The organism is Microcella alkalica, assembly GCF_014595885.1.
Lineage (GTDB): Bacteria > Actinomycetota > Actinomycetes > Actinomycetales > Microbacteriaceae > Microcella > Microcella alkaliphila_B.
Map to the genome: position 1 here is coordinate 149939 of NZ_JABUKC010000004.1, position 25502 is coordinate 175440.

The following is a 25502-nucleotide window of genomic DNA, read 5'->3' on the forward strand; positions in this document are numbered from 1 at the left end:
TCAGGCTTCTTTCTTGTAGAACGGGAGCGGGACGACGGTCGCAGGGATGCGGCTGCCGCGGACGTCGAGGTCGAGCTGCGCGCCGACGGCGGCGTGCGCGGGGTGCACGAAGGCCATCGCGATCGGGTGGCCGAGCGTCGGCGACAGCGCGCCGGAGGTGATCTCGCCGACCACCTCGTCGCCCGCCATCACCGGGTAGCCGGCGCGCGCAGCGCGCCTGCCCTCGGCCGCAAGGCCGACGAGCACGCGGGCGTCGTCGCCCGGGCCGCGCTCGATCGCCTCCTTGCCGACGAAGTGCGGCTTGTCGGTCACGACCACGCGACCCAGGCCCGCCTGCACCGGCTGGATGCTCAGGCCGAGCTCGTGGCCGTAGAGCGGCATGCCCGCCTCGAGGCGCAGCGTGTCGCGCGAGGCCAGGCCGCACGGCTGCAGGCCGAGCGGCGCGCCGGCCTCGAGCAGGGCCGCCCACAGCCCGGCGGCGTGCGCGGTGTCGAGGTAGAGCTCGAAGCCGTCCTCGCCCGTGTAGCCGGTGCGGGCCACGAGCACGGCGACCGAGTCGTCGCTCGCCGGGTCGGCGACGAAGGCGCCCGTCGTCCAGGCGTAGTACTTCAGCTCGTCGAGCTCGGGGGCGACGAAGGCGCTCGTCGCCTCGAGCACGGCGCGCGCAGCGGGCCCCTGCACGGCGATGAGGGCCGTCGCGTCGGTGCGGTCGTCGATCGCGACCGCGTGGTCGGCGGTGCGCTGCGTGAGGGCGGCGACCACGGCATCCCGGTTCGAGGCGTTCGCGACGACCAGGAACTCGTGGTCGGTGATGCGGTAGACGATGAGGTCGTCGATGATGCCGCCGTGCTCGTCGAGGATGAGGGAGTACTTGGCCTTCCCGACGGAGAGCGCCGACAGCCGGCCGGCGAGGGCCTCGTCGAGGAAGGCGCCGGCGGCCTCGCCGATGACCGCGATCTCGGCCATGTGCGAGATGTCGAACAGGCCCGCGGCGGTGCGCACGGCGTGGTGCTCGGCGAGGTCGGAGGTGTAGCGCACCGGCATCTGCCAGCCGGCGAAGTCGGTGAAGCTCGCGCCGAGCGCGACGTGCTGATCGTGCAGGGGCGAGAGACGCGAGACGGGAGTGGAGGGTTCGGACACGGAGTTCTCCTGACGCTGAAGGCCGGTGGAACTCCCCCTCTGTCATGGTGCCTGAGAGCTTCGGTCGGCCGAGCCCGGTCGTGCCGGTCGGGGCGTCGCTTTCACCGTGGGCGAGAGCGTCGGTCACCGACAGCGGTGTCGGATGCGCGCTCTGCTTTTCAGAGTGGCCTGGCGAGAGCGGTACGCGTACCTGAGAGATTGGCGGGGAGGCTTGCTCCTTCGGTGCCGTCGGCGGCCTGGGCCCCGTCGGCTCTCCCGCACTCGCTGTGCGGCCCGGTGTTCGGTTGTGGTGGAGCGGTCGTGCAGGGTCAGCGTAGCAAGCCCCGGTGGGCGAGGACGAGGGGGCGCGCGCCGCGCGGGTTCGCTCTGCGCCACGTCGAGGAGCGTCGCGCCCGCGTGGGGGGCGTCTGGGTCTCAGCCGCAGTCCGGGCGGCAGGTGCGCTGCGAGAGCGCGTCGACGAGCACGGTGCCGAGATCCTCGGGCCGTGTGGCCGAGTAGGCGCCGCCGCCCGTGGCCTCCGCGATGCGCGACATGGCCGCGAGGTCGGTGTCGGGGCCGAAGCCGATCATGATGACCGGCACGGGCCGCGCCGGGTCGGCGCGCGCGTCGAGCTCGGCGATGAGCTGCTCGAGCGAGAGGCCGTCGGCATCCTCGTTGCGACCGTCGGTGATGAGCAGCACCGAGTTGACCTTGTCCGGCTCCCACGTCTGGCGCGCGCGGTCGGTCGCCGCGAGCACCGTGTCGTAGAGCCCGGTCGCCCCGCCGAGCCGCCCGGGCAGCGAGTCGATGACCTCGGCGATGCGCGCGAGCTGCGCCGGGTCGGCGAGCGGCTCCACCGGCACGAGGTCCTCCCAGTCCTGCCCGCCGACGCGCTCGGTCGAGAAGACCCACACCCCGAGCTCCGCCTCCCCGGGGAAGCGCTGCACCGCCGCGAGCGCCGCCTGCTGGAAGACGTCGATGCGGCGCAGACCGCCGCCGGCGGGCTCCTCCATCGAGCCCGAGACGTCGATGACCGCGAGCATGCGGGAGCGCAGGGTCAGCACGCTCCACGACCGCAGCGCCGCGAGCTGCTCGGCGGCGGGCGGCGGCGACAGGGCGCCCTCCAGTCGCTCGACGACGCCCGCGATGCCGATCGTGCCGCTGCCGTCGGCGGCGCGGAACCCCGCGCGCTCGCGAGCGCCCTCGGCCGCCTCCAGTGCCGCGGCGACGGTCGCGAGCGCGACCGCGCGGCGATCGGCGGCGCGCTCGCCCTCCGGCTCGCCCTCGGCGGCGGTGCCGGCAGCCTCGGTCTCGGGGGCCAGGTCGACGAACGGCAGCTGCAGCAGCGGCGCGCCCTCGCTGGGGTAGATCGCCACCCAGGGCTCGGTGCCCCCCGCGGCGTTGCGGGCGGCGACGGCGTGCTCGGTCGTCACCACGACGGTCGCCGCGTCGGCGGTCGCGGCCATCGCGAGCGCCTGGTCGAGATCGGCGGGGATCTCGCGCCCGAGGCGGATCATCGCGGCCGCAAAGCGCCGATCGGCCTCCTCGCCCGCGACGGCGGCGCGCAGCGCGGGCAGCCCGGCCAGACTCGCCGCCGACTGCTCCGGATCGGGCAGCAGGGTCGGCAGGGTCTCGGCCGCCACACGGCTCCAGCTCGGCGCCTCGCCGAGCTCGTCGGCGCGCGCGGCGGGCGCCGCGAGCACGACGGGCGTCGCGGCGATGACCGTGAGCTGCTCGATCGCCGGCGCCGGGCGACCGAGCGAGGCCGCCGTCGACGTCGCCCGATCGAGCCAGACCGTCGAATCCGGGATCCAGGCGTCGACGCCCGCGAGCGCGCCCGCGGCGACGACTGCCGCGGTGTCGGCCGACTCCTGCTCGCGCACGTCGAGGAGCACGCACGCCTCGTCGTCGACCGAGAGGTCGGCGGCCACGTCGGCCGCGATCGCGGCGGCCTCGGGATCGACGGCGACCGTGAGCTCGACGCGATCGCCGCATCCCGAGGCGAAGGCGGAGACGAGCGGGTCGATGAGCCCAGCCCGCCACCCGACGACGCCCGCGATCACGAGCGTCATGGCCGTGACGGCCGCGAACACCGCGGCGGCGAGTCCGGTGCGCGAGCGCTCACGGGGCAGGCGGTGTCGGCTCACGGCGTCTCCATCGGGCTGAGCTGAGGCGCCGCAGGGCGACGGCGCGGGTCCCCCTTTCGGGGGCCACGGGCCAGTCTACGAAGACCCGAGCGGTGCGCAAGCGTCCGCCGGGTCGGGAGGTCAGCGTGGGCCGGGCTCGTCGGAAACGGGGGCGGCGCCGGATCCGCCCCCGGGACCGTCGTCCGGCGTCGTCCCCGAGGGCGTGCCGGACGAGCCGGCGGAGCGCTCGCCGGGGCCGCTCGCCGGGGCCGCGGCGGGTCGGGGCGGTGCGGGCTCGGGTGCGGGCGGCGCGAGCGGAGCATCCGCCGCCACCGGCTCGGCCGCCGCGGAGGCGTCGCCAGCGAGCACGAGGCGGGCGCGCGCCGTCAGGTTCGGGTCGATGATGACCTGGTAGTTGCTCGCGACCACCTGGTGGGTCGCGGTGAAGTCGCGACGGCGGCGGTTGAGGGCGTACGAGACGACCCCGAACAGCAGGCCGAAGCCGGCACCGATGAGCGCCGCGGCGAGGATGAACGAGAAGTCGCCGGTCGGCGAGAACAGGAACAGCAGCAGCCCCAGGAAGAGGCCGAACCAGGCCCCGCTCGCGGCCCCGGCGAGCGCCGCCCGGCCGTAGGTGAGCTTGCCCGTGATGCGCTCGACGGTCTTGAGGTCGTTGCCGACGATCGACAGCTGCTTGACCGGGAAGTCGGCGATCGCGAGCCGGTTCACAACCTTCTGCGCCTCGGGGTACGTGTCGTACGTTCCGAGCACGTCGCCTCGCGGAACAGCGGGCGTCGGAGCCGTGCGGCGCGCGAAGGGGCTGGCGTTCGTCATCGGCTCATTCTGACAGCCCGGCGGTAGGGTTTCACCGTGAGCGCCGCGAAAGTCTTCGTCGCCCGGCTGAGCGGGTGCTCCGTCTTCGACCCCGCCGGCGACAAGGTCGGCAAGGTGCGCGACGTGCTGGTCGTCTACCGGCGCACGGATGCTCCGCGCGTGGTCGGCCTCGTCGTCGAGGTGCCCGGCCGACGCCGGGTGTTCCTCTCCATCGGCCGTGTCACGAGCATCGGCTCGGGGCAGATCATCACGACCGGGCTCATCAACCTTCGCCGCTTCGAGCAGCGCGGCGGTGAGGTGCGCGTGCTCGCCGAGATGATCGGCCGCCGCGTCTCGCTGCGCGACGGCAGCGGCGAGGCCACGATCGAGGATGTCGCGATCGAGGAATCGGGCCCCGGCGAGTGGGCCGTCGGCCAGCTCTTCCTGCGCCGGCCCCGCCCGAGCGCCGCCCCGTTCGCGAAGGGCGCGACCGTCTTCGCCCGCTGGACGGACGTCACCGAGCGCGCCGCGGGCGCCGAGGGTCAGAGCGCCGAGCAGCTCATCGCGCAGTACACCGACCTGCTGCCCGCCGACCTCGCCAACACGCTGCTGGAGCTCTCGGAGGAGCGCCGCATGGAGGTCGCGGAGGAACTGCCCGACGACCGCCTCGCCGACGCCCTGGAGGAGATGCCGGAGTCGGACCAGGTGCAGATCCTCTCGCAGCTCGACGACGATCGCGCCGCCGACGTGCTCGACAACATGGAGCCCGACGACGCCGCCGACCTCATCGCCCAGCTGCCGGCCACGCGCGGCGAGCACCTGCTCGAGCTCATGGACCCGGAGGAGGCGGAGGACGTGCGCTTCCTGCTCTCGTACGACGCCGACACCGCTGGCGGTCTCATGACGACCGAGCCGATCATCGTCTCGGCCGACGCGACCGTCGCCGAGGGGCTTGCGCTCATCCGCCGTCACGAGCTCGCGCCGGCGATCGGCGCCGCGATCTGCGTGACGCTGCCGCCGTACGAGCCGCCGACCGGCCGATACCTGGGCATGGTGCACTTCCAGCGGATGCTGCGCTACCCGCCGCACGAGCGCCTGGGCACCCTGCTCGACCAGGGCATCGAGCCCGTCGCCCCCGACACCTCGGCCGCCGAAGTCTCGCGCCGCCTGGCGAGCTACGACCTCGTCTCGCTGCCCGTCGTCGACGAGGCGCGGCGCCTGGTCGGCGTCGTCACGATCGACGACGTGCTCGACTACCTGCTGCCCGACGACTGGCGCAGCGCCGAGCACGACGAGCCGCTGCCGCCGCGCGCGCGCCGCCGCTCCCCCGCCCCCGTGCCGCGCGTCGGTCGCGGCCCCGCCGCGAGGAGGCCGGGCGATGGCCGCTGAGCGTCGGCGCCCCCGGCGCCCGACGCCCGCCCGCGCGCCCGGACTCGACGCGCCGAAGACGCAGCGCCGCACCTTCTTCGTGCCGCAGTTCTCCAGCCGCGACCGCATCGGCCGCTTCTCCGAGGGCTTCGCCCGCGCGATGGGCACGCCGTGGTTCCTCATCGGCATGACGGTCTTCGTCGCCGTGTGGATCACCTTCAACACCTCGGCGCCCGAGAGCCTGCAGTTCGACCCGCGCTCGCTCAACTTCACCCTGCTGACGCTCATCCTGTCGCTGCAGGCCTCGTACGCGGCACCGCTCATCCTGCTCGCGCAGAACCGGCAGGACGACCGCGACCGCGTGCAGATCGAGCAGGACCGCCAGCGCGCCGAGCGCAACCTCGCCGACACCGAGTACCTCGCGCGCGAGGTCGTCGCACTGCGCCTGGCGATGAAGGACGTGGCGACGAAGGAGTTCATCCGCGCCGAGCTGCGCAGCCTGCTCGACGAGCTCGACCGCGGCGACGAGCCGGCGCCCGGCCCCGCGGCCGCCGACGACGCCGAGCGCTCGCGCCGTGGTTGACGCCGGATCCCCGGCGCCCACCGAGCAGAGCGTGCGCCGGGCGCTCGACCGCGTCATCGACCCCGAGCTGCGCCGACCCGTCACCGAGCTCGACATGGTGCCGCGCGTGAGCGTGCAGGGCGGCCGCGTCGCCATCGACCTCGAGCTCACCATCGTGGGCTGCCCCGCCGCCGACCGCATCGAGCGCGACGTGCGCGCCGCGGCATCCGCCGTGCCCGGCGTCGACGCCGTCGATGTTGCGGTGGGCGTCATGGCGCCGGCGACGCGGGATGCCCTCATCGCCCGCCTGCGCGGCGACCGGCCGGCCATGCCCTTCACCCCCGACTCGCTCACGAGGGTCATCGCCGTGACGAGCGGCAAGGGCGGCGTCGGCAAGAGCACCATCACCGCCAACCTCGCCGTCGCCCTCGCGCGGCAGGGGCTGCGCGTTGGGCTCGTCGACGCCGACGTCTTCGGCTTCTCCATCCCCGGACTGCTCGGCATCGCCGGCGAGAAGCCGACCCGCGTCGGCGAGGCGATCATGCCGCCGCGTGCGCACGACGTCGCCGTCATCTCGATCGGCATGTTCGTCGACGAGCGCACCGCCGTGTCGTGGCGCGGGCCGATGCTGCACCGCACGGTGCAGCAGTTCCTCACCGACGTCTACTTCGGCGACCTCGACGTGCTTGTGCTCGACATGCCGCCCGGCACGGGCGACGTCGCCATCTCGGTCGGGCAACTGCTGCCGCACGCGGAGGTCGTCGTCGTGACCACGCCGCAGCGGGCCGCCGCCGACGTCGCGGAGCGCTCCGGGATCGTCGCGCGCCAGACGGGGCAGACCGTCATCGGCGTCGTGGAGAACATGGCGGGGCTGGCGCAGCCCGACGGCTCGGTGCTCGAGCTCTTCGGCTCGGGCGGAGGCGCGGAGACCGCGGTGCGCCTGGAGGTGCCGCTGCTCGCGCAGGTGCCGCTCTCGGTCGCGCTGCGCGAGGGCGGCGACGAGGGCCGCCCGATCGTGCTCGACGAGGGCGACGCGGCGGGCGCGGCGATCCGGGAGCTCGCGCGGGTGATCGCGGCGCGCGGCCGCGGGCTCGCGGGCCGGCCGCTCACGGTCACGCCGCGCTGAGTGGGGCGGCGGCGGGCCGAGAGCAAGGCATCCACCCCCTTAACGACGACTGCCGCCGGAACCCGCTCTCACCCCTGGAATGGTGAGCGCGGGATCCGACGGCAGTCGCGAGAAGGTCGCGGTCAGCGCTGCGGGAGCGACGGCACCCGGCGATAGCCGTCCTTCGCCGTCACCACGGCGGTCGAGACAGCCCCGGCGAGGCCGAGCAGGGCGATGATGGTCAGTCCGGCGAGCATGGTCGCGATCTCCTTCGTTGTTTCCTGAACACTGCTATTCCACACCTGTCGAAACTGAAGGACAAGCGACTGTTTCTTCACGATCGGTTTAGTCTCGCTACATGGATGTGCGTCGACTCGAACTGTTGCGCGAACTGGCCGACCGCGGCTCGGTGACGGCCGTCGCGCGCGCCACGCATCGCACGCCGAGTGCCGTCTCGCAGCAGCTGAAGCAGCTCGAGCGCGAGGCCGGTGTCGCGCTCACCGAGCGGCGAGGGCGAGGCATCGTGCTCACCGGCGCGGGCGAGGCGCTCGCCGAGACGGCCCGCACGATCGCCGTCGCGCTCGAGGCGGCTGAGGCGCTGTGGGAGGAGTTCAAGCAGAGCCCGCGCGGCACCGTCACGGTCAGCGCCTTCCCGACCGCGGGTCAGATGCTGCTGCCCGGTGTGCTGCGGGCGCTGCGCGACGAGCCGGGGCTCGAGGTCGTGCTCACCGACCACGACCTGCCGTTGCCCGACTTCGCCTCGCTCACCGCCGACTACGACATCGTCATCGCCGACTCGCAGGGCATTCCCGCGCACTGGAACGAGCACGGTCTGCGCTGCGTGCCGCTCATGACCGAGCCCTTCGACGTCGCCCTGCCCGCCGGGCACCGACTCGTGGAGAAGACCGTCGTGCGCGGGGCCGACCTCGTCGACGAGCCCTGGATCGGCGCGCCCGTCGGCTACCCCTACGATCGCGTGCTCGAACGGCTCGGCGCCGCGGTCGGGCGCGAGCCGCGCATCGTGCAGCGCATCATGGACAACCTCATCGTCGAGCGCCTCGTCGCCGCCGGCATTGGCATCGCCATCCTGCCGCGGTTCACCACCCGCAGCCACGGCAACGGCATCGTCACCCGCCCGATCTCCGGCCTGCCGGCGGAGCGCCAGATCTCGGCCCTCATGCGCGCCGACCGAGCCGAGCGCCCGAGCGTGCGCCGTGTGCTGGAGCTGCTCGGCGCGGAGGCGACGCGCGTCGTCGAGGGCTGGCGCACCGTCGGCGAGCGCTGAGGCTTAGGTGGCCTCGGGGTCGAAGGGGGCCGGCCGACCCTCGCGCAGCAGCCGCTGGCGCTGCGCGTAGGCCGACTCGCGCACGGCGGCGCGCACCGAGCCGCCGGCGGCTCCTGCACCCGCGGCCCCAGGGCGCGTGGGCGGCGCCTCGTCCTCCAGCAGCGCCTCGCGGATGATGCGGCGCGGGTCGTACTGGCGCGGGTCGAGCTTCTTCCAGTCGACGTCGTCGAAGTCGGGGCCCATCTCCTCCCGCATGCGGGTCTTCGCGCCGTTGGCCATGTCGCGCAGCGACCGGATGAGGCGCGCGAACTGGGCCGCGTACCCCGGCAGTCGGTCGGGCCCGATGAGGAAGACGGCGATGAGCCCGATGAGCAGCAGCTTCTCGAACGTCAGGCCGAAGGACACCCGCACAGAATAGCCGGGCGAACCGGGGCCCCGCCCCTAGGCTGGTCGCGAGAAGGAGGGCCCGTGGCCAGCAAGGATCTGTCGTGGAAGTACGTCGAGGAGTCGACGGTCGAGCCCGACGAGATCGCCGCGGCCCGCGCCCATTCGATCGAGCAGGGCGTCGAGCCCGTCACGGCGGCGACCGGCTCGCACCTCGCGCTCGCGACCGCCGCGCTCGACGCGCAGGCCATCATCGAGATCGGCACCGGCCTCGGCGTGAGCGGTCTGTGGATGCTCCGCGGGGCGCCGAACGCCCACCTCACCACGATCGACCTCGAGGCCGAGCACCAGCAGCACGCCCGCCGCTTCTTCACCGACGCCGGGCACGCTACCGCCAAGGTTCGCATGATCACCGGCCGCGCGATCGACGTGCTGCCGCGCATGAACGAGTCGAGCTACGACGCCGTGCTCGTCGACGCCGACCCGCAGAGCCTGCTCGACTACCTCGAGCACGCCCTGCGCCTCGTGCGCGTCGGCGGCGTCGTGCTGCTCCCCCACGCGCTGTGGCGCGACACCGTCGCCGACCCCGCCAAGCGCGAGGCGACGACGCGCGACTTCCGCTCGGTGATCGGCGAGCTGTCGAGCTCGAGCGCCGTGCACGTCGCCCTGTCGCCGGTGGGCGACGGGCTGCTGCAGATCGTCAAGCGCGCGGCCTAGGCCGCGGCCGCCCGCGAGCGAACGGGCCCGGAACGGCGGAACGGGGCCGAGCCCGAAGGCTCGACCCCGTTCGCGCTGCGAGTGCTGTCGTCAGGAGATGGCGGCAGCGAGGGCGTCGTGCAGCTCTTTCGCCTCGTCGTCGTTGACGGAGACGACCAGACGGCCACCGCCCTCCAGCGGGACGCGCACGATAATGAGGCGCCCCTCCTTGACAGCCTCCATCGGTCCGTCGCCGGTCCTCGGCTTCATGGCGGCCATATGCGGTCTCCCCTTTCGATGAAAGCTCTGCCTTCATTATCCCGTACGGCGGGCGTTCGGCTAAATCGACGGATGCCCGGCCGTGGAGAAGCGGCGTGCGAGCTCAGGCGCCCGCGAGCCAGGCGCGCAGCCCGCGCTCGACCGCGACGATCTGCTCGACCGGCACGCGCTCGTCGTCGGTGTGCGCGAGCGAGGGATCACCGGGGCCGTAGTTGACGGCGGGGATGCCGAGCTCGCTGAAGCGGGCGACGTCCGTCCAGCCGTACTTCGGCGCCGGGGTGCCGCCGACGGCGCGCACGAAGCGCTGCGCGAGGGGGGCATCCAGGCCGGGGCGGGCGCCCGCCGCCGCGTCGGTGACGACGACCTCGATGGCCGGATCGAGATTGGCGACGAGGTCGCGCACGTGCTGCTCGGCCTCGGCGAGCGACTTGTCGGGCGCGAAGCGGTAGTTGACAGTGACGCTCGCGGCATCGGGGATCACGTTGCCGGCGACGCCGCCGTCGATCGCGACCGCGTTGAGGCCCTCGCGGTAGTCGAGGCCGTCAACGGTCACGGTCGCGGGCTCGTACGCGGCGAGGCGCTCGAGCACGGGCGCGAGGGCGTGGATGGCGTTGACGCCCATCCAGGCGCGGGCCGAGTGCGCGCGCCGACCGGTGGTGCGCAGCTCGAGCCGCAGCGTGCCGTTGCAGCCGCCCTCGACGACGCCGTTGCTCGGCTCGCCGAGGATCGCGAAGTCGGCCTCGAGCATCTCGGGCCGTGTGCGGGCGAGGCGACCGAGGCCGTTGAGCTCGCTCGCGACCTCCTCGTGGTCGTACCAGACCCAGGTGAGGTCGCACACCGGCTCGGTCAGCTGCACGGCGAGGGCAAGCATGACCGCGCAGCCGCCCTTCATGTCGACCGTGCCGCGGCCCCACAGCGTGTCGACGCCGTCGTCGTCGCTGCGTCGCGTCGGCAGGTTCGCGTTGACCGGCACGGTGTCGAGGTGCCCGGCGATGACGACGCGCTCGGCGCGGCCGAGGTTCGTGCGCGCGACGATCGCGTCACCGTCGCGCACGAGCTCGAGGTGCGGGGCGTGCGCGCGCAGGGTCGCCTCGACGGCGTCGGCGATCGCGCGCTCGTCGCCCGAAACGCTCGGGATGTCACACAGCGCCGCCGTGAGGGCGACGACGTCGGCGAGCAGGTCGGGGGCGAAGGGCTGCGCAGTCATCGGTTCGAGCCTAGTTCGCCGCCCGACTAGCCTGGAATCATGCCTGAGACCGCCGCCACGCACGCCTGGGGCTACGGCCTCGCGACCGTCCGCCTCGCCGACGGCGAGGTGCTCGACACCTGGTTCCCCTCCCCCGCGCTCGGCACGCTGCCGGAGGGCCGCGACCCGCACATCGTGCCGGCCGAGATCGAGCACCTGGAGGCGGAGGACGCGCGCCGAGGGGTGCGCATCGAGGCGCGCACAGTCGAGATCGACCTCGCGGCGGCCCCGGCATCCACCCCCGATGCGTATCTGCGCCTGCATCTGCTGTCGCACCGCCTCGTGCAGCCGAACACGATCAACCTCGACGGCATCTTCGGCCACCTGCCCATCGTGATGTGGACGACCGCGGGCCCCGTGCACCCCGACGACTTCGACGCGAACCGGCCCTCGCTGCAGCGCGCTGGGGTGTCGCCGCTCGGCGTCGACAAGTTCCCGCGCCTGCTCGACTACGTCACGCCGCCGCGCGTGCGCATCGCCGACGCCTCGCGCGTGCGCCTCGGCGCCTACCTCTCGCCCGGCACAACCGTCATGCACGAGGGGTTCGTGAACTTCAACGCCGGCACGCTCGGCGCCTCGATGGTCGAGGGCCGCATCAGTCAGGGTGTCGTCGTCGGCGACGGCAGCGACATCGGCGGCGGAGCCTCGATCATGGGCACGCTCTCCGGCGGAGGCACGCACCGGGTCGCGATCGGCGCCCGCGCGCTGCTCGGCGCGAACTCGGGCATCGGCATCTCGATCGGCGACGACTCGGTCGTGGAGGCGGGGCTGTACGTGACCGCGGGCACGAAGGTCGTCGTGCTCGACGGAACGGTCGACGAGGATGGCCGCCAGCGCACCGTGAAGGCGGCGCAGCTCTCAGGAGTGGCGGGGCTGCTGTTCCGGCGCAACTCGCTCACGGGCGCGGTCGAGGTGCTGCCCCGCTCCGGCGCGGGCGTCGTGCTCAACGAGGCGCTGCACGCGTAGGACGCGCCGACGACGCAGCGGGCCGCCCCCGAGGGAACGGCCCGCTGCTGCGTCTCGAGGCCGCGTCGCGACTAGCGCTGCGGCCAGTCGCGCGCCGGCGCGCCCGTGTAGAGCTGCTGCGGGCGGCCGATCTTCGTCTGCGGGTCGTTGTTCATCTCGCGCCAGTGGGCGATCCAGCCCGGCAGGCGGCCGATCGCGAACAGCACGGTGAACATGCGCGTGGGGAAGCCCATCGCCTTGTAGATCACGCCCGTGTAGAAGTCGACGTTCGGGTACAGGCGGCGCTGCTTGAAGTAGTCGTCGTCGAGGGCGATCGCCTCGAGCTCGCGCGCGATGTCGAGCAACGGGTCGCTGATGCCGAGGTCGGCGAGCACGGCGTCGGCGCTCTCCTTCACGAGCTTGGCGCGCGGGTCGTACGACTTGTACACCCGGTGGCCGAAGCCCATGAGCTTGATGCCGTCCTCCTTGTTCTTCACCCGCTCGACGAAACGCTCGACGCTCTCGCCCGAGTCACGAATGCGCGCGAGCATCGAGAGCACGGCCTCGTTCGCGCCGCCGTGGAGCGGGCCCGAGAGGGCGTTGATGCCGGCCGAGATCGAGGCGAAGAGGTTGGCCTCCGTCGAGCCGACGAGGCGCACGGTCGAGGTCGAGGCGTTCTGCTCGTGGTCCTCATGCAGGATCAGCAGGCGGTCGAGCGCCGTCGACATCACCGGGTTCACCTCGTACGGCTCGGCCATCGTGCCGAAGTTGAGGCGCAGGAAGTTGTCGACGAAGCTCAGCGAGTTGTCCGGGTACAGGAACGCCTGCCCGATCGACTTCTTGTGGGCGTACGCCGCGATGACCGGCAGCTTCGCCAGCAGGCGGATCGTCGAGATCTCGACCTGCTCGGGGTCGTGCGGGTTGAGCGAGTCGCCGTAGTAGGTGGACAGCGCCGAGACGGCGCTCGAGAGCACCGACATGGGGTGCGCCTGGTGCGGCAGAGCGTCGAAGAAGCGCTTCAGATCCTCGTGCAGGAGGGTGTGCCGGCGTACGCGCTCGTCGAACTCCGCGAGCTCGCTCGGGCTCGGCAGCTCGCCGTAGATGAGCAGCCAGGCGACCTCGAGGAAGGTCGAGTTCGCGGCGATGTCCTCGATGGCGTACCCGCGGTAGCGCAGGATGCCCTGATCGCCGTCGATGTAGGTGATCGCGCTCTTGGTCGACGCGGTGTTCACGAAGCCGTAGTCGAGCGCGGTGAGCCCGGTCTGCTTGGTGAGGGTGGAGAGGTCGAGGCTCGAAGCGCCGTCGACGCTCGGAAGGATGGGGAACTCCGCGGTTCCGCCGGGGAACTGCAGCGTGGCCTTGTCGGCGTCGCTCACTGCGCCTCCTCGCGTTGGTAGGTCGGGGGTGGTGGCGGGCGATGACCGCGATGGTCGGGGTGGTGCCGGTGCGCGGAAGGAACCCGGGTACAGCCTAGGCGACCTCGCCGACCAGTACCGCATCGGCCAAGGTCACACCGTGCCGATTGTGGACTTCGACCAAGGATGCCCGTGGCTCGTCACAAGGCGGCGGCCGTCAGCCGCGCCGCGGCCTCCGCGATGCGCTCGTCGGTCGCGGTGAGCGCGAGCCGCACGTGCCCTGACCCCTCGCCCTCGTAGAACGTGCCGGGGGCGGCGAGGATGCCGAGGTCGGCGAGCTTCGCGAGCGTCGTCAGGGCGGGCTCGTCGCGCGTGGCCCAGAGGTAGAGCCCGGCCTCGGAGCGGTCGATGCGGAAGCCGGCAGTGCGCAGGGCGCCGGCCAGGGCATCCCGCCTCGCTCGATACGTCTCGCGCTGGGCGGCGACGTGGGCGTCATCGTCGAGCGCCGCGATCATGGCCGCCTGCACGGGCGCCGGCGGGATGAGCCCGAGGTGCTTGCGCGCCTCGAGCAGCTGCCGCACGATCGCGCGGTCGCCCGCCACGAACGCGGCGCGGTAGCCGGCGAGGTTCGACTGCTTCGACAGCGAGTAGACGCTCAGCATTCCGGTGTGGTCGTCGCCGACGACCGATCGATGCAGGATGCTCGGCACGCCGGGCCCCGCCGGCGCGTCCGGGTGCGCCCAGCGCTCCGGCTCCCACCCCAGCTCGGCGTAGCACTCGTCGTTGACGATGACCGCGCCGAGCTCGCGCGCCCGGAGGACGGCGGCGCGCAGCTGGTCGACGCCGAGGACGGCGCCGTCGGGGTTGCCGGGCGAGTTGATCCAGATGAGACGCGTGCCCTCGGGCCAGCGTGCGGGATCGTCCTCGGCGACCGCACGAGCGCCGATGAGGGCGGCGCCGACGGCGTACGTGGGGTACGCGGTGCGGGGGTGCACGATGATGTCGTCGCGGCCGAGGCCGAGCAGCAGCGGCAGGAGCGCGACGAGCTCCTTCGATCCGATCGTGGGGAGCACGGCATCCGCCGCCACCGTCACGTCGCGACGACGCGCGTACCAGCGGGCGATCGCGTCGCGCAGCGCGGCCGTGCCCATCGTCTGCGGGTAGGCGTGCGCGTCGGTCGCGGCGACGAGCGCCGCGCGCACCACCTCGGGGGTCGCGTCGACGGGCGAGCCGACCGAGAGGTCGACGACGCCGCCGGCGTGCTCGCGGGCGCGCGCGGCGAACGGCGCGAGGGAATCCCAGGGGAAGTCGGGCAGCTGCAGGGGCACGAGCGGGGCGGGCGGCGCGCCGAGCGTCAGTTCTGCGGCGGCAGCGACGCGACGATCTCGTGGTCGCTGTGGATCACGCCGACCTTCGCCGCGCCGCCGGGCGAGCCGATCTCCTGGAAGAACTCGACGTTCGCGCGGTAGTAGTCGCTCCACTGCTCGGGCAGGTCATCCTCGTAGTAGATCGCCTCGACGGGGCACACCGGCTCGCAGGCGCCGCAGTCGACGCACTCGTCGGGGTGGATGTAGAGCATCCGGTCGCCCTCGTAGATGCAGTCGACGGGACACTCGTCGATGCAGGCGCGGTCTTTGACGTCGACGCAGGGTAGAGCGATCACGTAGGTCACGGCGCGGGCTGTTCCTTCTCCTCGGAAGCGGACTCCTCGATGCTACCCGCAGGGCGGCGGTGAGCACGCTGGACGCGGGGCCAGGCGATGACGAGCAGCGCGATGAGCATGAGACCCAGGCTCCAGCCGTAGCCGAGCCAGTTGTTCGGGATCACGACCGAGGCGCCCGCGCCGGGCGAGGCGAGTGCGAGGGCGACCGCCGAGATGCCCAGGGCGCCCGCGAGCGCCGGCCCGCGGTCGTCGCCCCACACGCGCAGGCCCGCCGTGTAGAGGCCCACCGTCGTGAGCCCGAGCAGCAGGCCGACGGGCGGCAGCGACTGGTGCGTGAACGAGCCGACGAGGCCGATCACGGCGCCACCGAGACTCGCCAGCGCGAGCACGGCGATGCGGTGCAGCGCGCCGGGGCGCGCGGAGGAGGCTGCCATGGGCCTAGGCGTCGAGGCGGAGCATCCACCCATGGGGGTCGAGGCGGCGGCCGTACTGGATGTCGGTGAGCTCCTGACGGAGCGACATCGTCAGCTCGCCGGGCTGCGCGTCGGCCGAGCCGATCTCGAAGCTCTCGCCGTCGGCGACGCCCTTCAGCAGGCCGATCGGCGTCACCACGGCGGCAGTGCCGCACGCGAAGGCCTCGACGATCTCGCCCGAGGCGACGCCCTCGCGCCATTCGTCGAGCGTGACGCGCCGGCGCTCGACGCGGTGCCCGCGATCCTCAGCCAGCTGCAGGATCGAGTCGCGCGTGATGCCCTCGAGGATCGAGTCGCTCTGCGGGGTGACGAGCGTGCCGTCGCGCTTCACGAGCACGACGTTCATGCCGCCGAGCTCCTCGAGGTAGCGGCCCTCGACCGAGTCGAGGAAGAGCACCTGCTGGCAGCCGTGCTCGGCAGCCTCCGCCTGCGCGACGAGCGACGAGGCGTAGTTGCCGCCCGTCTTCGCCGCCCCCGTGCCGCCCCTGCCGGCGCGCGAGTACTGGGTGGTCAGCCAGATCGAGACCGGGGCGACGCCGCCGGAGAAGTAGGCACCGGCGGGCGAGGCGATGAGGTAGTAGGCCACCTTGTGCGCGGGGCGCACGCCGAGGAAGGCCTCCTTCGCGAACATGAACGGCCGCAGGTACAGGCTCGTCTCCGGCGCGCTCGGCACCCAGTCGCCGTCGATCGCGATGAGCTCGCGCAGCGAGGCGAGGAAGTGCTCGACCGGCAGCTCGGGCAGCGCCATGCGCCTCGCCGAGCGCTGCAGGCGGCGCGCGTTCGCGTCGGGACGGAACGACCAGATCGAGCCGTCGGCGTGACGGTAGGCCTTGAGGCCCTCGAAGATCTCCTGCCCGTAGTGCAGCACCGACGCGGCCGGGTCGAGCGAGATCGGGCCGTAGGGCTGCACGCGCGGGCGATGCCAGCCGCCGCCCACGCTCCAGCAGATGTCGACCATGTGGTCGGTGAAGTGCTTGCCGAAGCCCGGCGCGGCGAGGATCGCCTCGCGCTCGGCGACGCTGCGGGCGCTGTCGTTGCGGGTCACCTGGAAGCTCAGGCCCTGCTCGGCCATCGGCAGGAGGTTCGTCATGGTCGTCCTCGAGGAAGGTCCGCCGGAGGCGCTCCGACGGCGCGGTGTGGAATCAGGGTACTCGGGCTCAGCGCGCGAGCGCGGCGAGGATGGCCGCACCCGTCTCGCTCGTCGAACGGCGCTCGGCACCGCGCGAGGCGAGGTCGCTCGCGACGGCCGCGTGGATGCGCGCGGCGGCCTGCGGGTGCCCGTTGTGCTCGAGCAGCAGCGCCGCCGACAGGATCGCCGCCGTCGGGTCGGCCTTGCCCTGCCCCGCGATGTCGGGGGCCGAGCCGTGCACGGGCTCGAACATGCTCGGGAACGCGCGGTCGGGGTTGATGTTGCCCGAGGCCGCGAGCCCGATGCCGCCGCTGATGGCGCCGGCCAGGTCGGTGAGGATGTCGCCGAAGAGGTTGTCGGTCACGATGACGTCGAAGCGCGACGGGTCGGTGACGAGGAAGATCGTGGCGGCATCGACGTGAAGGTAGTCGACGGCGACGTCGGGGAACTCGGCCGCGACGCGGTCGACCGTGCGCTGCCAGAGCGAGCCGGCGTTCACGAGCACGTTCGTCTTGTGCACGAGCGTCAGCCTCCGGCGGCGCGCGGCGGCCTGCGCGAAGCCGAACCGCACGACGCGCTCGACGCCGAACGCGGTGTTCACGCTCGTCTCGTTCGCGATCTCGTGCGGGGTTCCCACACGGATACTGCCGCCGTTGCCCACGTAGGGGCCCTCGGTGCCCTCGCGCACGACGACGAAGTCGACCGCGCCGGGGCTCGCGAGCGGCGACACGACGCCCGGGAAGAGCGTCGTGGGGCGCAGGTTGACGTAGTGGTCGAACGCGAAGCGGAGCTTCAGCAGCAGACCGCGCTCGATGATGCCGCCGGCGAGCCGGGCATCCCGCGGATCGCCGCCGACGGCGCCGAACAGGATTGCACCGTGACGCGCGAGGGCTTCGAGCGTCGAGTCGTCGAGAATCTCGCCGGTCGCGAGATAGTGGTCGGCGCCGAGCGCGTAGGTCGTCTCGGTGATGGCGACGTCGTCGCCGGCGGCGGCGCGCAGCACGGCGAGAGCCTCGGCGACGACCTCGGGGCCGATGCCGTCGCCGGGGATGACGGCGAGGTCGAGGGTCGAGGGCGAGGTTGTCATGAGGGCCTTTCGGTGCTCGCGGAGGCGCGGTCGACCCTCGTTCGGGGGACGATGCGGCTGATTCCCAGGTTGTGCCGTTCTGCCCCGGAATTCCGCGGGAGTCGGCCCCTCCAGGCTACCCCCGCGGCGGGGCCTCGGCGGTCGATGGGCTTTCGCCGGGCATCCAGGCGGCGCTAAGTTCCCTCTCGGATACGAAAGGAGCTCCACCATGAGCATCGGCTTCGGAATCTTCATGTTCGCGCTCGGGGCGATCCTCGCCTTCGCCGTGAACGTCAGCCTCGACTGGATCGAGCTGTCGACCATCGGGTACATCCTCATGATCGCGGGTGCGGTCACGGCGATCATCGGCGTCGTGCTGATGAGCCGCCGCCGTTCGGTGTCGACGTCGCACACGACCGTCGATCCCGTCTCGGGCGACCGCGTCACCCGCCGCGACGAGGTCGTCTGACCGACATCTCGCGCGACCAGCGCCACCACGACGACGGCGCCGCTCCCCTCGCGGGGGCGGCGCCGTCGCCATGCGGGGCGGATGCCGGGGCTCAGCCCTCGACGATCGTGATCTCGCGCATGACGGTCGCATCGATCGCGGTGCGCACCCGCTCGAGCAGCTCCTCCGGCACGCGCGAATCGACGGTCAGCACACTCAGCGCGGGGCCGCCCGCCTCGTGGCGAGCGATCTGCATGCCGGCGATGTTGATCTGCGCCTCGCCGAACTCCTTGCCGTAGACCGCGACGATGCCCGGGCGGTCGGTGTAGAGCATGACGATGAGGTGCTGGGCCATCGGCACCTCGACGTCGTAGCCGTTGATCTCGACGATCTTCTCCGCCTGCTTCGCCCCGACGAGCGTGCCCGAGACCGACAGCTGCGTGCCATCGGCGAGCGCGCCGCGGATGGTCAGCAGGTTGCGGTACTCCTCACTCGTGGCGTCGGTGATGAGCCGCACGGCGACGCCGAGCTGGTCGGCCATCAGCGGCGCGTTGACGTAGCTGACCTGCTCGCTCGAGATGCGGCTGAAGATGCCCTTGAGCGCCGCGAGCTTCAGCACGTTGACGTCGTGGGCGACGATCTCGCCGCGCACCTCGACGTCGATGCTCGCGAAGGCGTGGTCGGCGAGGCTCGCGAAGACCTGGCCCAGCTTCTCCATGAGCGGGATGCCCGGGCGCACGGTCGGGTCGATGACGCCGCCCGCGACGTTGACGGCATCCGGCACGAGCTCGCCGTCGAGCGCGAGGCGCACCGACTTCGCGACCGAGACGCCCGCCTTCTCCTGCGCCTCGTCGGTCGAGGCGCCGAGGTGCGGGGTGAGCTGGATCGTGGGCAGGTCGAGCAGGGGCGAGCCGACGGGCGGCTCGGCGACGAAGACGTCGAGGCCCGCGCCCGCGATGCGGCCGGAGGCGAGCGCCTCATGCAGGGCATCCTCGTCGATGATGCCGCCGCGGCTGGCGTTGACGATGCGCAGGCCGGGCTTCGCCTTCGCGAACTGCCCCGCGCCGATGAGGTTCGTCGTCTCGGGCGTCTTCGGGATGTGGATGGTGATGAAGTCGCTGCGCTCCATGAGCTCGTCGAGGCTCAGCAGGGTGACGCCGAGCTGCTGCGCGCGGGCCGGCGGCACGAACGGGTCGTAGCCGACGAGCTCGACGCCGAAGCCCGCGAGGCGCTGAGCGACGAGGGTGCCGATGCGGCCGAGGCCGACGATGCCGACGGTCTTCTCGTAGAGCTCGACGCCCGTGAACGTCGAGCGCTTCCACTCGCCGCGCTTCATCGAGGCGTTCGCGTCGGGGATGTGCCGGGCGAGCGCGAGCAGGTGGCCGACCGCGAGCTCGGCGGCCGAGATGACGTTCGAGGTCGGAGCGTTGACGACCATGACGCCCGCGGTCGTCGCCGCCTTCACGTCGACGTTGTCGAGGCCGACGCCCGCACGGGCGATGACCTTGAGGCGCTTGCCGGCGGCGATCGCCTCCGCGTCCATCTGCGTGGCCGAGCGGATGAGCACCGCGCTCGCGTCGGCGAGCGCCGACAGCAGCGCCGAGCGGTCGGTGCCGTCGACCTGGCGGATCTCGAAGTCGGGCCCGAGGGCGTCGACCGTGGCGGGAGAGAGTTCTTCGGCGATGAGCACAACCGGCTTGGTCACGAGGACGTCCTAACGCAGGGGTGAACGCGAGAAAGAGCAGCAGTGGTGGTGGTGGTGTGCGATCGCCACGCGCCGTCGGGGGCGATCGGTGCTCTCAGGGTATCGCAGGCAGAATGGCCGCCATGACGGCCGTCGAGCTCGCCCGCATCATCACCGCCGTCGTCTTCATCGGCATCGGGGTCACCCACTTCGTGCCGCTCGTCGTGCGCGGCATGGCCGCGATGGTGCCGCACGTGTTCCGCGGCCGGCCCTTCAGCGCGCGCGGCTGGGTCTGGGTCACCGGCGTCGCCGAGATCGCCGGCGGCGTGGGGCTGCTCGTGCCGCCGACACGGGCAGCGGCCGGCATCGCCCTCGCGGTCTTCCTGGTCTGCGTGTTCCCCGCCAACGCGCACGCCGCGCGGCACCGCGAGCGGTTCGGGGTCTTCGCCGTGCCGTTCTGGCCGCGACTGGCGATGCAGGTCGCGCTCATCGCGCTCGTGCTCTGGGTGGGGCTCGGCTAGGCCAGGGTGACCGCTGCGCCCGCCACGGCGATGAGGCTCAGCCGCGTCGTCGCCATGACGCAGAGCGCGACGATGAGCACGAGCGTGAAGCGCGTCACCGGCTGCCGCCACCCCAGCACCACCGCGGCCGCGAAGATCAGCGGCGGCGCGAGCACGCTCGCCCACAGCACGCCCCACGGCGTGCGGTCGGCGACGCCGAACGCCTCCAGCTGCTGCGGGAAGGCCAGCAGGTTCGAGACGCCGTCGAACAGGAACCACGCCGCGAGCAGCCCCATCACCACGACGACCGCGATGCGCGCCGCCCTCACGGGAGCACCCCGATGAGCACGGGCCACGGCACGAGCACGAGCGTGCCGAGCGCCAGCCAGCCCAGGCGCACTGCCGGGCGGCCGCCGCGCGTGAGCGCCATGACCGTGCCGAACCACAGCGCGCACGCGATGATCGCCAGGAACTCGCCGAACTGGTACAGCACCTCGATGAGCAGCGTCGCACCCGAGAGCTGCAGGGTGCCGACCGAGAGGATCCAGCCGACCGAGTACGCGAGGTAGACGCCCGCGAGCACACCCGTCGCCGCCGTCACCGCGGAGCGGCGCCGCGCCTCGCGGTCGGTCGCGGGCTGCGCCGCGATCGAGGGGGCGGATGCCGCGGTCGCGTCGGGCGCGTCGGGCCCGGCCGGGGCATCCCCCGCCGGCTGCCCCTGCGCGTCGTCGTCGAGGGCGACGGGCTGCTCGGGCTGCGCCTGCCCCGGATCGACCCAGCTCGGGTCGTCGGGGTCGCCCCAGTCGAGGGCCTCCTCGCGGCGGTCGGCGTTCATGCCGCCACCCTACCGACCTGGGGAACGGCGCCCGCTGAGCGTCGGAGGGTGCCGCTAGCGTCGGGCAGGGGAAGGGGGCCCATGCCGTTCGAGACCGTCGACGGGCGACCGCTCACGGGCGTGCCGCTGCTGTACCGCATGGGCCGCGACTTCCAGGTGACCGAGCCGTTCGCGTATCGCGACCCACGCGACGGCTCCGTCGTCACGGTGCCCGCGCACGACGTCTCGCGGCCGCCGACGGAGGGCAACTCGACCGACTTCGCCTCGGTGCCGCCCTTCCTGTGGGGGCTCATCGCCAACTACGGTCCGCAGACGCTGCCGGCGATCCTGCACGACGCGATGGTCGAGGATGCCCGGCGCGCGCCCGCCGCCGAGCGCCTGGCCCGGCGGCGCGCGGCCGATGACCTGTTCCGAGTCGCGCTCGTCGACAACGGCATCCACCTGCTGCGCGCGCGGGTCATGTGGGCCGCGGTCGGGCTCGAGAGCCGGCTGCGGCATGGCGGGGCGCTCGGTCGCGTGCTCGTCGCCCAGGTCGCGGTCGGGGCGCTGTGGCTCGTCGCGGCGACGGCGCTCGCGATCGTCGGCGCCGCCGGGCTCGGGGCGTGGTGGCTCGTGACGCTCGCGGCGCCCGCGCTGCTCGCGGGGCTGTGGGGCTCCTCGGCGGGGCTCGTGATCGCCGCGACGTACCTCGGCGCGCTGTACGGGCCGCTCGTGCTCGGCGCGTTTGTCGCCTCGCACGTCGAAGGGCTCATCGCGCTGCTCGTGTGGCTCGCGACCGGGCGGCGCGGCCCGCGCCCGCAGGCCGAGCCGACCGTGCGCTGGAAGGACGAGTACGGGCCGGAGGCCGCGCGCGAGCGCATCGCGCCCCCGCGCTGAGCGGCCGCTCGCGCCGCGCCGCTGCTCACGGCCGTGTGGCGCGGCGCACCGCGACGTCGCCGGGCGGAGACGCGGAAGGCCGGCCGCCCCGAAGGGCGACCGGCCTGCATCGCTGCGAAGGACTAGCGCGCAGCGCTGCCGTCGACGTAGTCCGCGTCCTGCTGCTTCCACGCGAAGAGGGCGCGCAGCTTGCGGCCGGTCTCCTCGATGGGGTGCTGCTCGCCCTTGGCGCGCAGCTCCTTGAACTCGGGGGCGCCCGCGTCCTGGTCGGCGATGAAGCGCTTCGCAAAGGCGCCCGACTGGATGTCGGCGAGCACCGCCTTCATGTTCTCCTTCACCGAGGGGTCGATGACGCGCGGGCCGGAGACGTAGTCGCCGTACTCGGCGGTGTCCGAGACGCTCCAGCGCTGCTTGGCGATGCCGCCCTCCCACATGAGGTCGACGATGAGCTTGAGCTCGTGCAGCACCTCGAAGTAGGCGATCTCGGGCTGGTAGCCGGCCTCGGTGAGCACCTCGAAGCCGTACTGCACGAGCTGCGAGGTGCCGCCGCAGAGCACGGCCTGCTCGCCGAACAGGTCGGTCTCGGTCTCCTCCGTGAAGGTCGTCTTGATGACGCCCGCGCGCGTGCCACCGATGGCCTTCGCGTACGACAGCGCGAGATCCCACGCCTGACCGGTGGTGTCGCGCTCGACGGCGACGATGTCGGGGATGCCGCGGCCGGCGACGAACTCGCGGCGCACCGTGTGGCCGGGGGCCTTCGGGGCGACGAGGATGACGTCGACGCCCTCGGGGGCGTCGATGTAGCCGAAGCGGATGTTGAAGCCGTGCGCGAAGGCGAGCGTCTTGCCCGGCTTGAGGGCGCCCTGGATGCTCTCGCTGTAGATGGCGCGCTGGTGCTGGTCGGGCGCGAGGATCATGATGACGTCGGCCCACTCGGCGGCCTCGGCGACGGTCATGACCGTGAAGCCCTCCTCGTGCGCCTTGGCGACCGACTTCGAGCCCTCCTTGAGCGCGATGACGACCTCGACGCCCGAGTCGCGCAGGTTCTGCGCGTGGGCGTGGCCCTGCGAGCCGTAGCCGACGATCGCGACCTTCTTGCTCTGGATGAGCGCCAGGTCGGCGTCCTTGTCGTAGTAGATCTCGGTCACGAGCGGTGTCTCCTTGTGGTGTGTTCGGTGGGATGTCCGTGCGGCGTCCGGGGCGGACGTCACGAGTTCTTGAGCACGCGCTCCGAGATGCTCTTCGAGCCGCGCCCCATGGCGAGCAGGCCCGACTGGGCGATCTCCTTGATGCCATAGGGCTCGAGCACGCGCAGCAGGGCCTCGACCTTGGCGGTGTCGCCAGTGACCTCGATGACGAGGGCGTCGGTGGCGACGTCGACCACGCGGGCGCGGAAGAGGTTCGTCGCCTCGAGGATCTGCGAGCGGGTGGTGTTGTCGACGCGCACCTTGATGAGCATGTGCTCGCGCTGCACCGACTGGCTGGGGTCGAGCTCGACGATCTTGAGCACGTTGACGAGCTTGTTGAGCTGCTTGGTGACCTGCTCCAGGGGCAGTCCCTCGACATCCACCACGACGGTGATGCGCGAGAGTCCGGGCACCTCCGTCGTGCCGACGGCGAGCGAGATGATGTTGAACCCGCGGCGGGCGAAGAGCCCCGCGACGCGCGTGAGCAGACCGGGCTTGTCCTCGACGAGGAGCGAGAGCACGTGGTGCGACATGGGTTACTCCCTCTCCCACTCGGGCGCATGGTCGCGCGCGTACTGGACCTGCGAGTTGCCGACGCCCTGCGGCACCATCGGCCACACCATGGCGTCGCGGCTGACAACGAAGTCGATGACGACGGGGCGGTCGTTGGTCTCCATGGCGAGCCTGATGGCCGGCTCGACCTCCTCCTGCTTCGTCACGCGGATGCCGAGGGCGCCGTAGGCGTCGGCGAGCTTGACGAAGTCGGGCACCATCGCGGTGTCGTGCCCCGTGTTGAGGTCGGTGAACGAGTGGCGACCGTCGTAGAAGAGGGTCTGCCACTGGCGCACCATGCCGAGCGAGGAGTTGTTGATGATCGCGACCTTGATCGGGATGTCGTTGATCGTGCAGGTCGCCAGCTCTTGATTGGTCATCTGGAAGCAGCCGTCGCCGTCGATCGCCCACACGAGGCGGTCGGGCTGGGCGACCTTGGCGCCCATCGCGGCGGGGATCGCGTAGCCCATGGTGCCGGCGCCGCCGGAGTTCAGCCACGCGCCGGGGCGCTCGTACTGGATGAACTGCGCGGCCCACATCTGGTGCTGCCCGACGCCGGCGGCGTACACCGCCTCGGGGCCGGAGAGCTCGCCGATCTTCTCGATGATCCACTGCGGCGACAGCAGGCCGTCCTCCGGCATGGTGTAGCCGAGCGGGTACTGCGCGCGCAGGCTCTCGAGCCGCTTCCACCAGTCGGAGAAGTCGGGCTTCGCCTGCTTCGCCACGTCGCGGTACGCGGGCAGCAGGTCGAGCAGCACCTCGCGGGCATCCCCCACGATCGGCACGTCGGCGGCGCGGATCTTGCCGATCTCGGCCGGGTCGATGTCGACGTGGATGACCTTCGCATGCGGCGCGAACTCGCTCACCTTGCCCGTGACCCGGTCGTCGAAGCGCGCGCCGAGGGCGATGAGCAGGTCGCTCTCCTGCAGGCCGAGCACGGCCGGAACGGTGCCGTGCATGCCGGGCATGCCGAGGTTCTGCGGGTGCGAGTCGGGGAAGGCGCCGCGCGCCATGAGCGTCGTGACGACGGGGGCGCCAGTCTCCTCCGCGAAGCGCAGCAGCTCGGCGTGGGCGCCGGCGCGCACGACGCCGCCGCCGACGTAGAGCACGGGGCGGCGCGACTCGGCGATGAGCTGGGCGGCGGCGCCAATCTGCTTGCCGTGCGCCTTCGTCACCGGGCGGTAGCCGGGCAGCTCGACCTTGGGCGGCCAGATGAAGGGGGCCGACTTCTGCTGCGCATCCTTCGTGACATCGACGAGCACCGGGCCGGGTCGGCCGGTCGTGGCGATGTGCACCGCCGCGGCGAGCACGCCGGGGATGTCTTCGGGCTTGGTGACGAGGAAGGAGTGCTTCGTGATGGGCATCGTGATGCCCGTGATGTCGACCTCCTGGAACGCGTCGGTGCCCATCGAGGTCGAGAACACCTGGCCGGTGATCGCCAGCAGCGGCACCGAATCCATGTAGGCATCCGCGATGGCGGTGACGAGGTTCGTCGCGCCGGGGCCGGAGGTCGCGATGCAGACGCCGAGGCGGCCGCTCGCGGCGGCGTAGCCCTCGGCCGCGTGGCCGGCGCCCTGCTCGTGGCGCACGAGGATGTGGCGGATGGCGGTCGAGGCCATGAGCTCGTCGTAGAACGGCATGATGGCGCCGCCCGGCAGGCCGAAGACGTCGGTGACGCCGAGCTTCTCGAGGGCGGCGAGGATGGCGCCCGACCCGGTGAGCACGGGATGCTCGGCGCGGGCGGACGCGGACGGGCTCGGCACGGGAGTCGTTTCCGAAGGCATGAAGGATCCTGAGGTCGTGGG

28 protein-coding genes and 1 riboswitch are annotated in these 25502 nt (G+C 72.5%); of the genes, 9 read left to right on the top strand and 19 right to left on the bottom strand.

Features of this window, described 5'->3' with window-relative positions; translation table 11 throughout:
• The 3 genes from gcvT to ID804_RS11135 all read right to left on the bottom strand — a co-directional run bounded on the left by gcvT (position 1) and on the right by ID804_RS11135 (position 4080).
• A complete protein-coding gene (gene gcvT, locus ID804_RS11125) occupies positions 1-1140 on the bottom strand; it encodes a glycine cleavage system aminomethyltransferase GcvT (protein WP_169080101.1) in 1140 nt (379 codons plus the stop codon).
• 168 nt (positions 1141-1308) lie between these two features.
• A riboswitch (glycine riboswitch) is annotated at positions 1309-1408 on the bottom strand.
• A gap of 146 nt (positions 1409-1554) precedes the next feature.
• The gene (locus ID804_RS12485; RefSeq protein ID WP_169080103.1) at positions 1555-3267 is read right to left on the bottom strand and encodes a VWA domain-containing protein; all 1713 of its coding nucleotides are present in this window, start codon (positions 3265-3267) and stop codon (positions 1555-1557) included.
• Positions 3268-3387: 120 nt separating this feature from the next.
• Positions 3388-4080, bottom strand: coding sequence for a YflT domain-containing protein (locus tag ID804_RS11135; RefSeq protein ID WP_188219202.1), 693 nt, complete (start codon positions 4078-4080; stop codon positions 3388-3390).
• Positions 4081-4116: 36 nt separating this feature from the next.
• Between ID804_RS11135 and ID804_RS11140 the strand changes: the two genes are divergently transcribed.
• From ID804_RS11140 to ID804_RS11150, 3 genes are read left to right on the top strand one after another with little or no spacing between them, the layout of a single operon-like run.
• Positions 4117-5448, top strand: a complete 1332-nt coding sequence (locus tag ID804_RS11140; protein ID WP_169080105.1) for a magnesium transporter MgtE N-terminal domain-containing protein — start codon at positions 4117-4119, stop codon at positions 5446-5448.
• Complete coding sequence (locus tag ID804_RS11145; protein ID WP_169080107.1) at positions 5438-6010, top strand: DUF1003 domain-containing protein; 573 nt, start codon at positions 5438-5440, stop codon at positions 6008-6010. Before ID804_RS11140 ends, ID804_RS11145 begins: the two co-directional genes overlap by 11 nt.
• Positions 6003-7115 (top strand): Mrp/NBP35 family ATP-binding protein, encoded by a 1113-nt coding sequence (locus tag ID804_RS11150; RefSeq protein ID WP_169080109.1) that lies wholly within the window; start codon positions 6003-6005, stop codon positions 7113-7115. The genes ID804_RS11145 and ID804_RS11150 overlap by 8 nt, the downstream gene beginning before the upstream one ends.
• 122 nt (positions 7116-7237) lie before the next feature.
• Here ID804_RS11150 and ID804_RS11155 read toward each other — a convergent pair whose 3' ends face one another.
• Positions 7238-7432 carry a hypothetical protein gene (locus ID804_RS11155; RefSeq protein ID WP_169080111.1) on the bottom strand — a complete coding sequence of 65 codons (195 nt, stop codon included), beginning with the start codon at positions 7430-7432 and terminating at the stop codon, positions 7238-7240.
• Between the two features lie 20 nt (positions 7433-7452).
• Here ID804_RS11155 and ID804_RS11160 point away from each other — a divergent pair, with 20 nt between their 5' ends.
• Complete coding sequence (locus ID804_RS11160) at positions 7453-8379, top strand: LysR family transcriptional regulator (RefSeq protein WP_169080113.1); 927 nt, start codon at positions 7453-7455, stop codon at positions 8377-8379.
• A gap of 3 nt (positions 8380-8382) precedes the next feature.
• Here the strand turns inward: ID804_RS11160 and ID804_RS11165 are convergent, their stop codons facing one another.
• On the bottom strand, positions 8383-8784 hold the full coding sequence (locus ID804_RS11165; protein ID WP_169080115.1) for a twin-arginine translocase TatA/TatE family subunit: 402 nt from the start codon (positions 8782-8784) through the stop codon (positions 8383-8385).
• Positions 8785-8847: 63 nt separating this feature from the next.
• On the opposite strand from ID804_RS11165, the gene ID804_RS11170 reads away from it, so the two are divergent.
• Positions 8848-9480, top strand: a complete 633-nt coding sequence (locus ID804_RS11170; protein WP_169080117.1) for an O-methyltransferase — start codon at positions 8848-8850, stop codon at positions 9478-9480.
• Positions 9481-9570: 90 nt separating this feature from the next.
• Here ID804_RS11170 and ID804_RS11175 read toward each other — a convergent pair whose 3' ends face one another.
• Both ID804_RS11175 and dapE read right to left on the bottom strand, forming a co-directional pair.
• Positions 9571-9738, bottom strand: a complete 168-nt coding sequence (locus tag ID804_RS11175) for a DUF3117 domain-containing protein (protein ID WP_082514986.1) — start codon at positions 9736-9738, stop codon at positions 9571-9573.
• Between the two features lie 103 nt (positions 9739-9841).
• Positions 9842-10945, bottom strand: coding sequence for a succinyl-diaminopimelate desuccinylase (gene dapE / locus ID804_RS11180; protein WP_169080119.1), 1104 nt, complete (start codon positions 10943-10945; stop codon positions 9842-9844).
• 39 nt (positions 10946-10984) lie between these two features.
• Here dapE and dapD point away from each other — a divergent pair, with 39 nt between their 5' ends.
• Positions 10985-11950: a 2,3,4,5-tetrahydropyridine-2,6-dicarboxylate N-succinyltransferase gene (gene dapD / locus ID804_RS11185; protein ID WP_169080121.1), complete on the top strand. Its 966-nt coding sequence runs from the start codon at positions 10985-10987 to the stop codon at positions 11948-11950.
• Positions 11951-12021: 71 nt separating this feature from the next.
• Here dapD and ID804_RS11190 read toward each other — a convergent pair whose 3' ends face one another.
• From ID804_RS11190 to ID804_RS11215, 6 genes are all read right to left on the bottom strand, one after another.
• Positions 12022-13305, bottom strand: coding sequence for a citrate synthase (locus ID804_RS11190; protein ID WP_317451278.1), 1284 nt, complete (start codon positions 13303-13305; stop codon positions 12022-12024).
• A 179-nt stretch (positions 13306-13484) separates the two neighbouring features.
• Positions 13485-14612, bottom strand: coding sequence for a succinyldiaminopimelate transaminase (dapC, locus tag ID804_RS11195; RefSeq protein WP_169080125.1), 1128 nt, complete (start codon positions 14610-14612; stop codon positions 13485-13487).
• A gap of 26 nt (positions 14613-14638) precedes the next feature.
• Entirely contained in the window at positions 14639-14956 is a 318-nt protein-coding gene (gene fdxA / locus ID804_RS11200; RefSeq protein ID WP_169080127.1) for a ferredoxin, read from the bottom strand.
• Positions 14953-15381, bottom strand: a complete 429-nt coding sequence (locus ID804_RS11205) for a hypothetical protein (protein ID WP_169080129.1) — start codon at positions 15379-15381, stop codon at positions 14953-14955. The genes fdxA and ID804_RS11205 overlap by 4 nt, the downstream gene beginning before the upstream one ends.
• A gap of 4 nt (positions 15382-15385) precedes the next feature.
• Positions 15386-16510 (bottom strand): branched-chain amino acid aminotransferase, encoded by a 1125-nt coding sequence (locus ID804_RS11210; RefSeq protein ID WP_169080131.1) that lies wholly within the window; start codon positions 16508-16510, stop codon positions 15386-15388.
• Positions 16511-16577: 67 nt separating this feature from the next.
• Positions 16578-17636 (bottom strand): 3-isopropylmalate dehydrogenase, encoded by a 1059-nt coding sequence (locus ID804_RS11215; protein WP_169080133.1) that lies wholly within the window; start codon positions 17634-17636, stop codon positions 16578-16580.
• 208 nt (positions 17637-17844) lie between these two features.
• On the opposite strand from ID804_RS11215, the gene ID804_RS11220 reads away from it, so the two are divergent.
• Positions 17845-18084: a DUF6458 family protein gene (locus ID804_RS11220; protein ID WP_169080135.1), complete on the top strand. Its 240-nt coding sequence runs from the start codon at positions 17845-17847 to the stop codon at positions 18082-18084.
• A gap of 91 nt (positions 18085-18175) precedes the next feature.
• On the opposite strand, the gene serA is transcribed toward ID804_RS11220, so the two are convergent.
• The gene (serA, locus tag ID804_RS11225; RefSeq protein WP_169080137.1) at positions 18176-19768 is read right to left on the bottom strand and encodes a phosphoglycerate dehydrogenase; all 1593 of its coding nucleotides are present in this window, start codon (positions 19766-19768) and stop codon (positions 18176-18178) included.
• 122 nt (positions 19769-19890) lie between these two features.
• Here serA and ID804_RS11230 point away from each other — a divergent pair, with 122 nt between their 5' ends.
• Positions 19891-20268, top strand: coding sequence for a DoxX family protein (locus ID804_RS11230; RefSeq protein WP_317451279.1), 378 nt, complete (start codon positions 19891-19893; stop codon positions 20266-20268).
• Here ID804_RS11230 and ID804_RS11235 read toward each other — a convergent pair.
• Together ID804_RS11235 and ID804_RS11240 are read right to left on the bottom strand one after the other, a co-directional pair.
• A complete protein-coding gene (locus tag ID804_RS11235; protein WP_169080141.1) occupies positions 20265-20576 on the bottom strand; it encodes a hypothetical protein in 312 nt (103 codons plus the stop codon). The two genes, ID804_RS11230 and ID804_RS11235, sit on opposite strands and share 4 nt — an antisense overlap.
• Positions 20573-21082 (bottom strand): hypothetical protein, encoded by a 510-nt coding sequence (locus tag ID804_RS11240; protein WP_169080143.1) that lies wholly within the window; start codon positions 21080-21082, stop codon positions 20573-20575. Before ID804_RS11240 ends, ID804_RS11235 begins: the two co-directional genes overlap by 4 nt.
• A gap of 81 nt (positions 21083-21163) precedes the next feature.
• Between ID804_RS11240 and ID804_RS11245 the strand changes: the two genes are divergently transcribed.
• A complete protein-coding gene (locus tag ID804_RS11245; protein WP_169080145.1) occupies positions 21164-21958 on the top strand; it encodes a DUF1353 domain-containing protein in 795 nt (264 codons plus the stop codon).
• A 122-nt stretch (positions 21959-22080) separates the two neighbouring features.
• Here ID804_RS11245 and ilvC read toward each other — a convergent pair whose 3' ends face one another.
• Genes ilvC through ID804_RS11260 form a run of 3 tightly spaced genes read right to left on the bottom strand, consistent with a single transcriptional unit; the run spans position 22081 to position 25481 of the window.
• Positions 22081-23106 carry a ketol-acid reductoisomerase gene (gene ilvC, locus ID804_RS11250; protein WP_169080147.1) on the bottom strand — a complete coding sequence of 342 codons (1026 nt, stop codon included), beginning with the start codon at positions 23104-23106 and terminating at the stop codon, positions 22081-22083.
• A gap of 59 nt (positions 23107-23165) precedes the next feature.
• Complete coding sequence (gene ilvN / locus ID804_RS11255) at positions 23166-23678, bottom strand: acetolactate synthase small subunit (protein WP_169080149.1); 513 nt, start codon at positions 23676-23678, stop codon at positions 23166-23168.
• 3 nt (positions 23679-23681) lie between these two features.
• Positions 23682-25481 carry an acetolactate synthase large subunit gene (locus tag ID804_RS11260; protein WP_169080151.1) on the bottom strand — a complete coding sequence of 600 codons (1800 nt, stop codon included), beginning with the start codon at positions 25479-25481 and terminating at the stop codon, positions 23682-23684.
• Positions 25482-25502 lie beyond the last annotated feature (21 nt).

Coding starts and splice junctions, on each gene's coding strand:
- ID804_RS11135 (WP_188219202.1), bottom strand. CDS start 4,080: ATGACGAACGCCAGCCCCTTCGCGCGCCGCACGGCTCCGACGCCCGCT.
- ID804_RS11145 (WP_169080107.1), top strand. CDS start 5,438: ATGGCCGCTGAGCGTCGGCGCCCCCGGCGCCCGACGCCCGCCCGCGCG.
- ID804_RS11160 (WP_169080113.1), top strand. CDS start 7,453: ATGGATGTGCGTCGACTCGAACTGTTGCGCGAACTGGCCGACCGCGGC.
- ID804_RS11175 (WP_082514986.1), bottom strand. CDS start 9,738: ATGGCCGCCATGAAGCCGAGGACCGGCGACGGACCGATGGAGGCTGTC.
- dapE (WP_169080119.1), bottom strand. CDS start 10,945: ATGACTGCGCAGCCCTTCGCCCCCGACCTGCTCGCCGACGTCGTCGCC.
- dapD (WP_169080121.1), top strand. CDS start 10,985: ATGCCTGAGACCGCCGCCACGCACGCCTGGGGCTACGGCCTCGCGACC.
- ID804_RS11205 (WP_169080129.1), bottom strand. CDS start 15,381: ATGGCAGCCTCCTCCGCGCGCCCCGGCGCGCTGCACCGCATCGCCGTG.
- ID804_RS11210 (WP_169080131.1), bottom strand. CDS start 16,510: ATGACGAACCTCCTGCCGATGGCCGAGCAGGGCCTGAGCTTCCAGGTG.
- ID804_RS11215 (WP_169080133.1), bottom strand. CDS start 17,636: ATGACAACCTCGCCCTCGACCCTCGACCTCGCCGTCATCCCCGGCGAC.
- ID804_RS11220 (WP_169080135.1), top strand. CDS start 17,845: ATGAGCATCGGCTTCGGAATCTTCATGTTCGCGCTCGGGGCGATCCTC.
- ID804_RS11230 (WP_317451279.1), top strand. CDS start 19,891: ATGACGGCCGTCGAGCTCGCCCGCATCATCACCGCCGTCGTCTTCATC.
- ID804_RS11240 (WP_169080143.1), bottom strand. CDS start 21,082: ATGAACGCCGACCGCCGCGAGGAGGCCCTCGACTGGGGCGACCCCGAC.
- ID804_RS11245 (WP_169080145.1), top strand. CDS start 21,164: ATGCCGTTCGAGACCGTCGACGGGCGACCGCTCACGGGCGTGCCGCTG.
- ilvN (WP_169080149.1), bottom strand. CDS start 23,678: ATGTCGCACCACGTGCTCTCGCTCCTCGTCGAGGACAAGCCCGGTCTG.
- ID804_RS11260 (WP_169080151.1), bottom strand. CDS start 25,481: ATGCCTTCGGAAACGACTCCCGTGCCGAGCCCGTCCGCGTCCGCCCGC.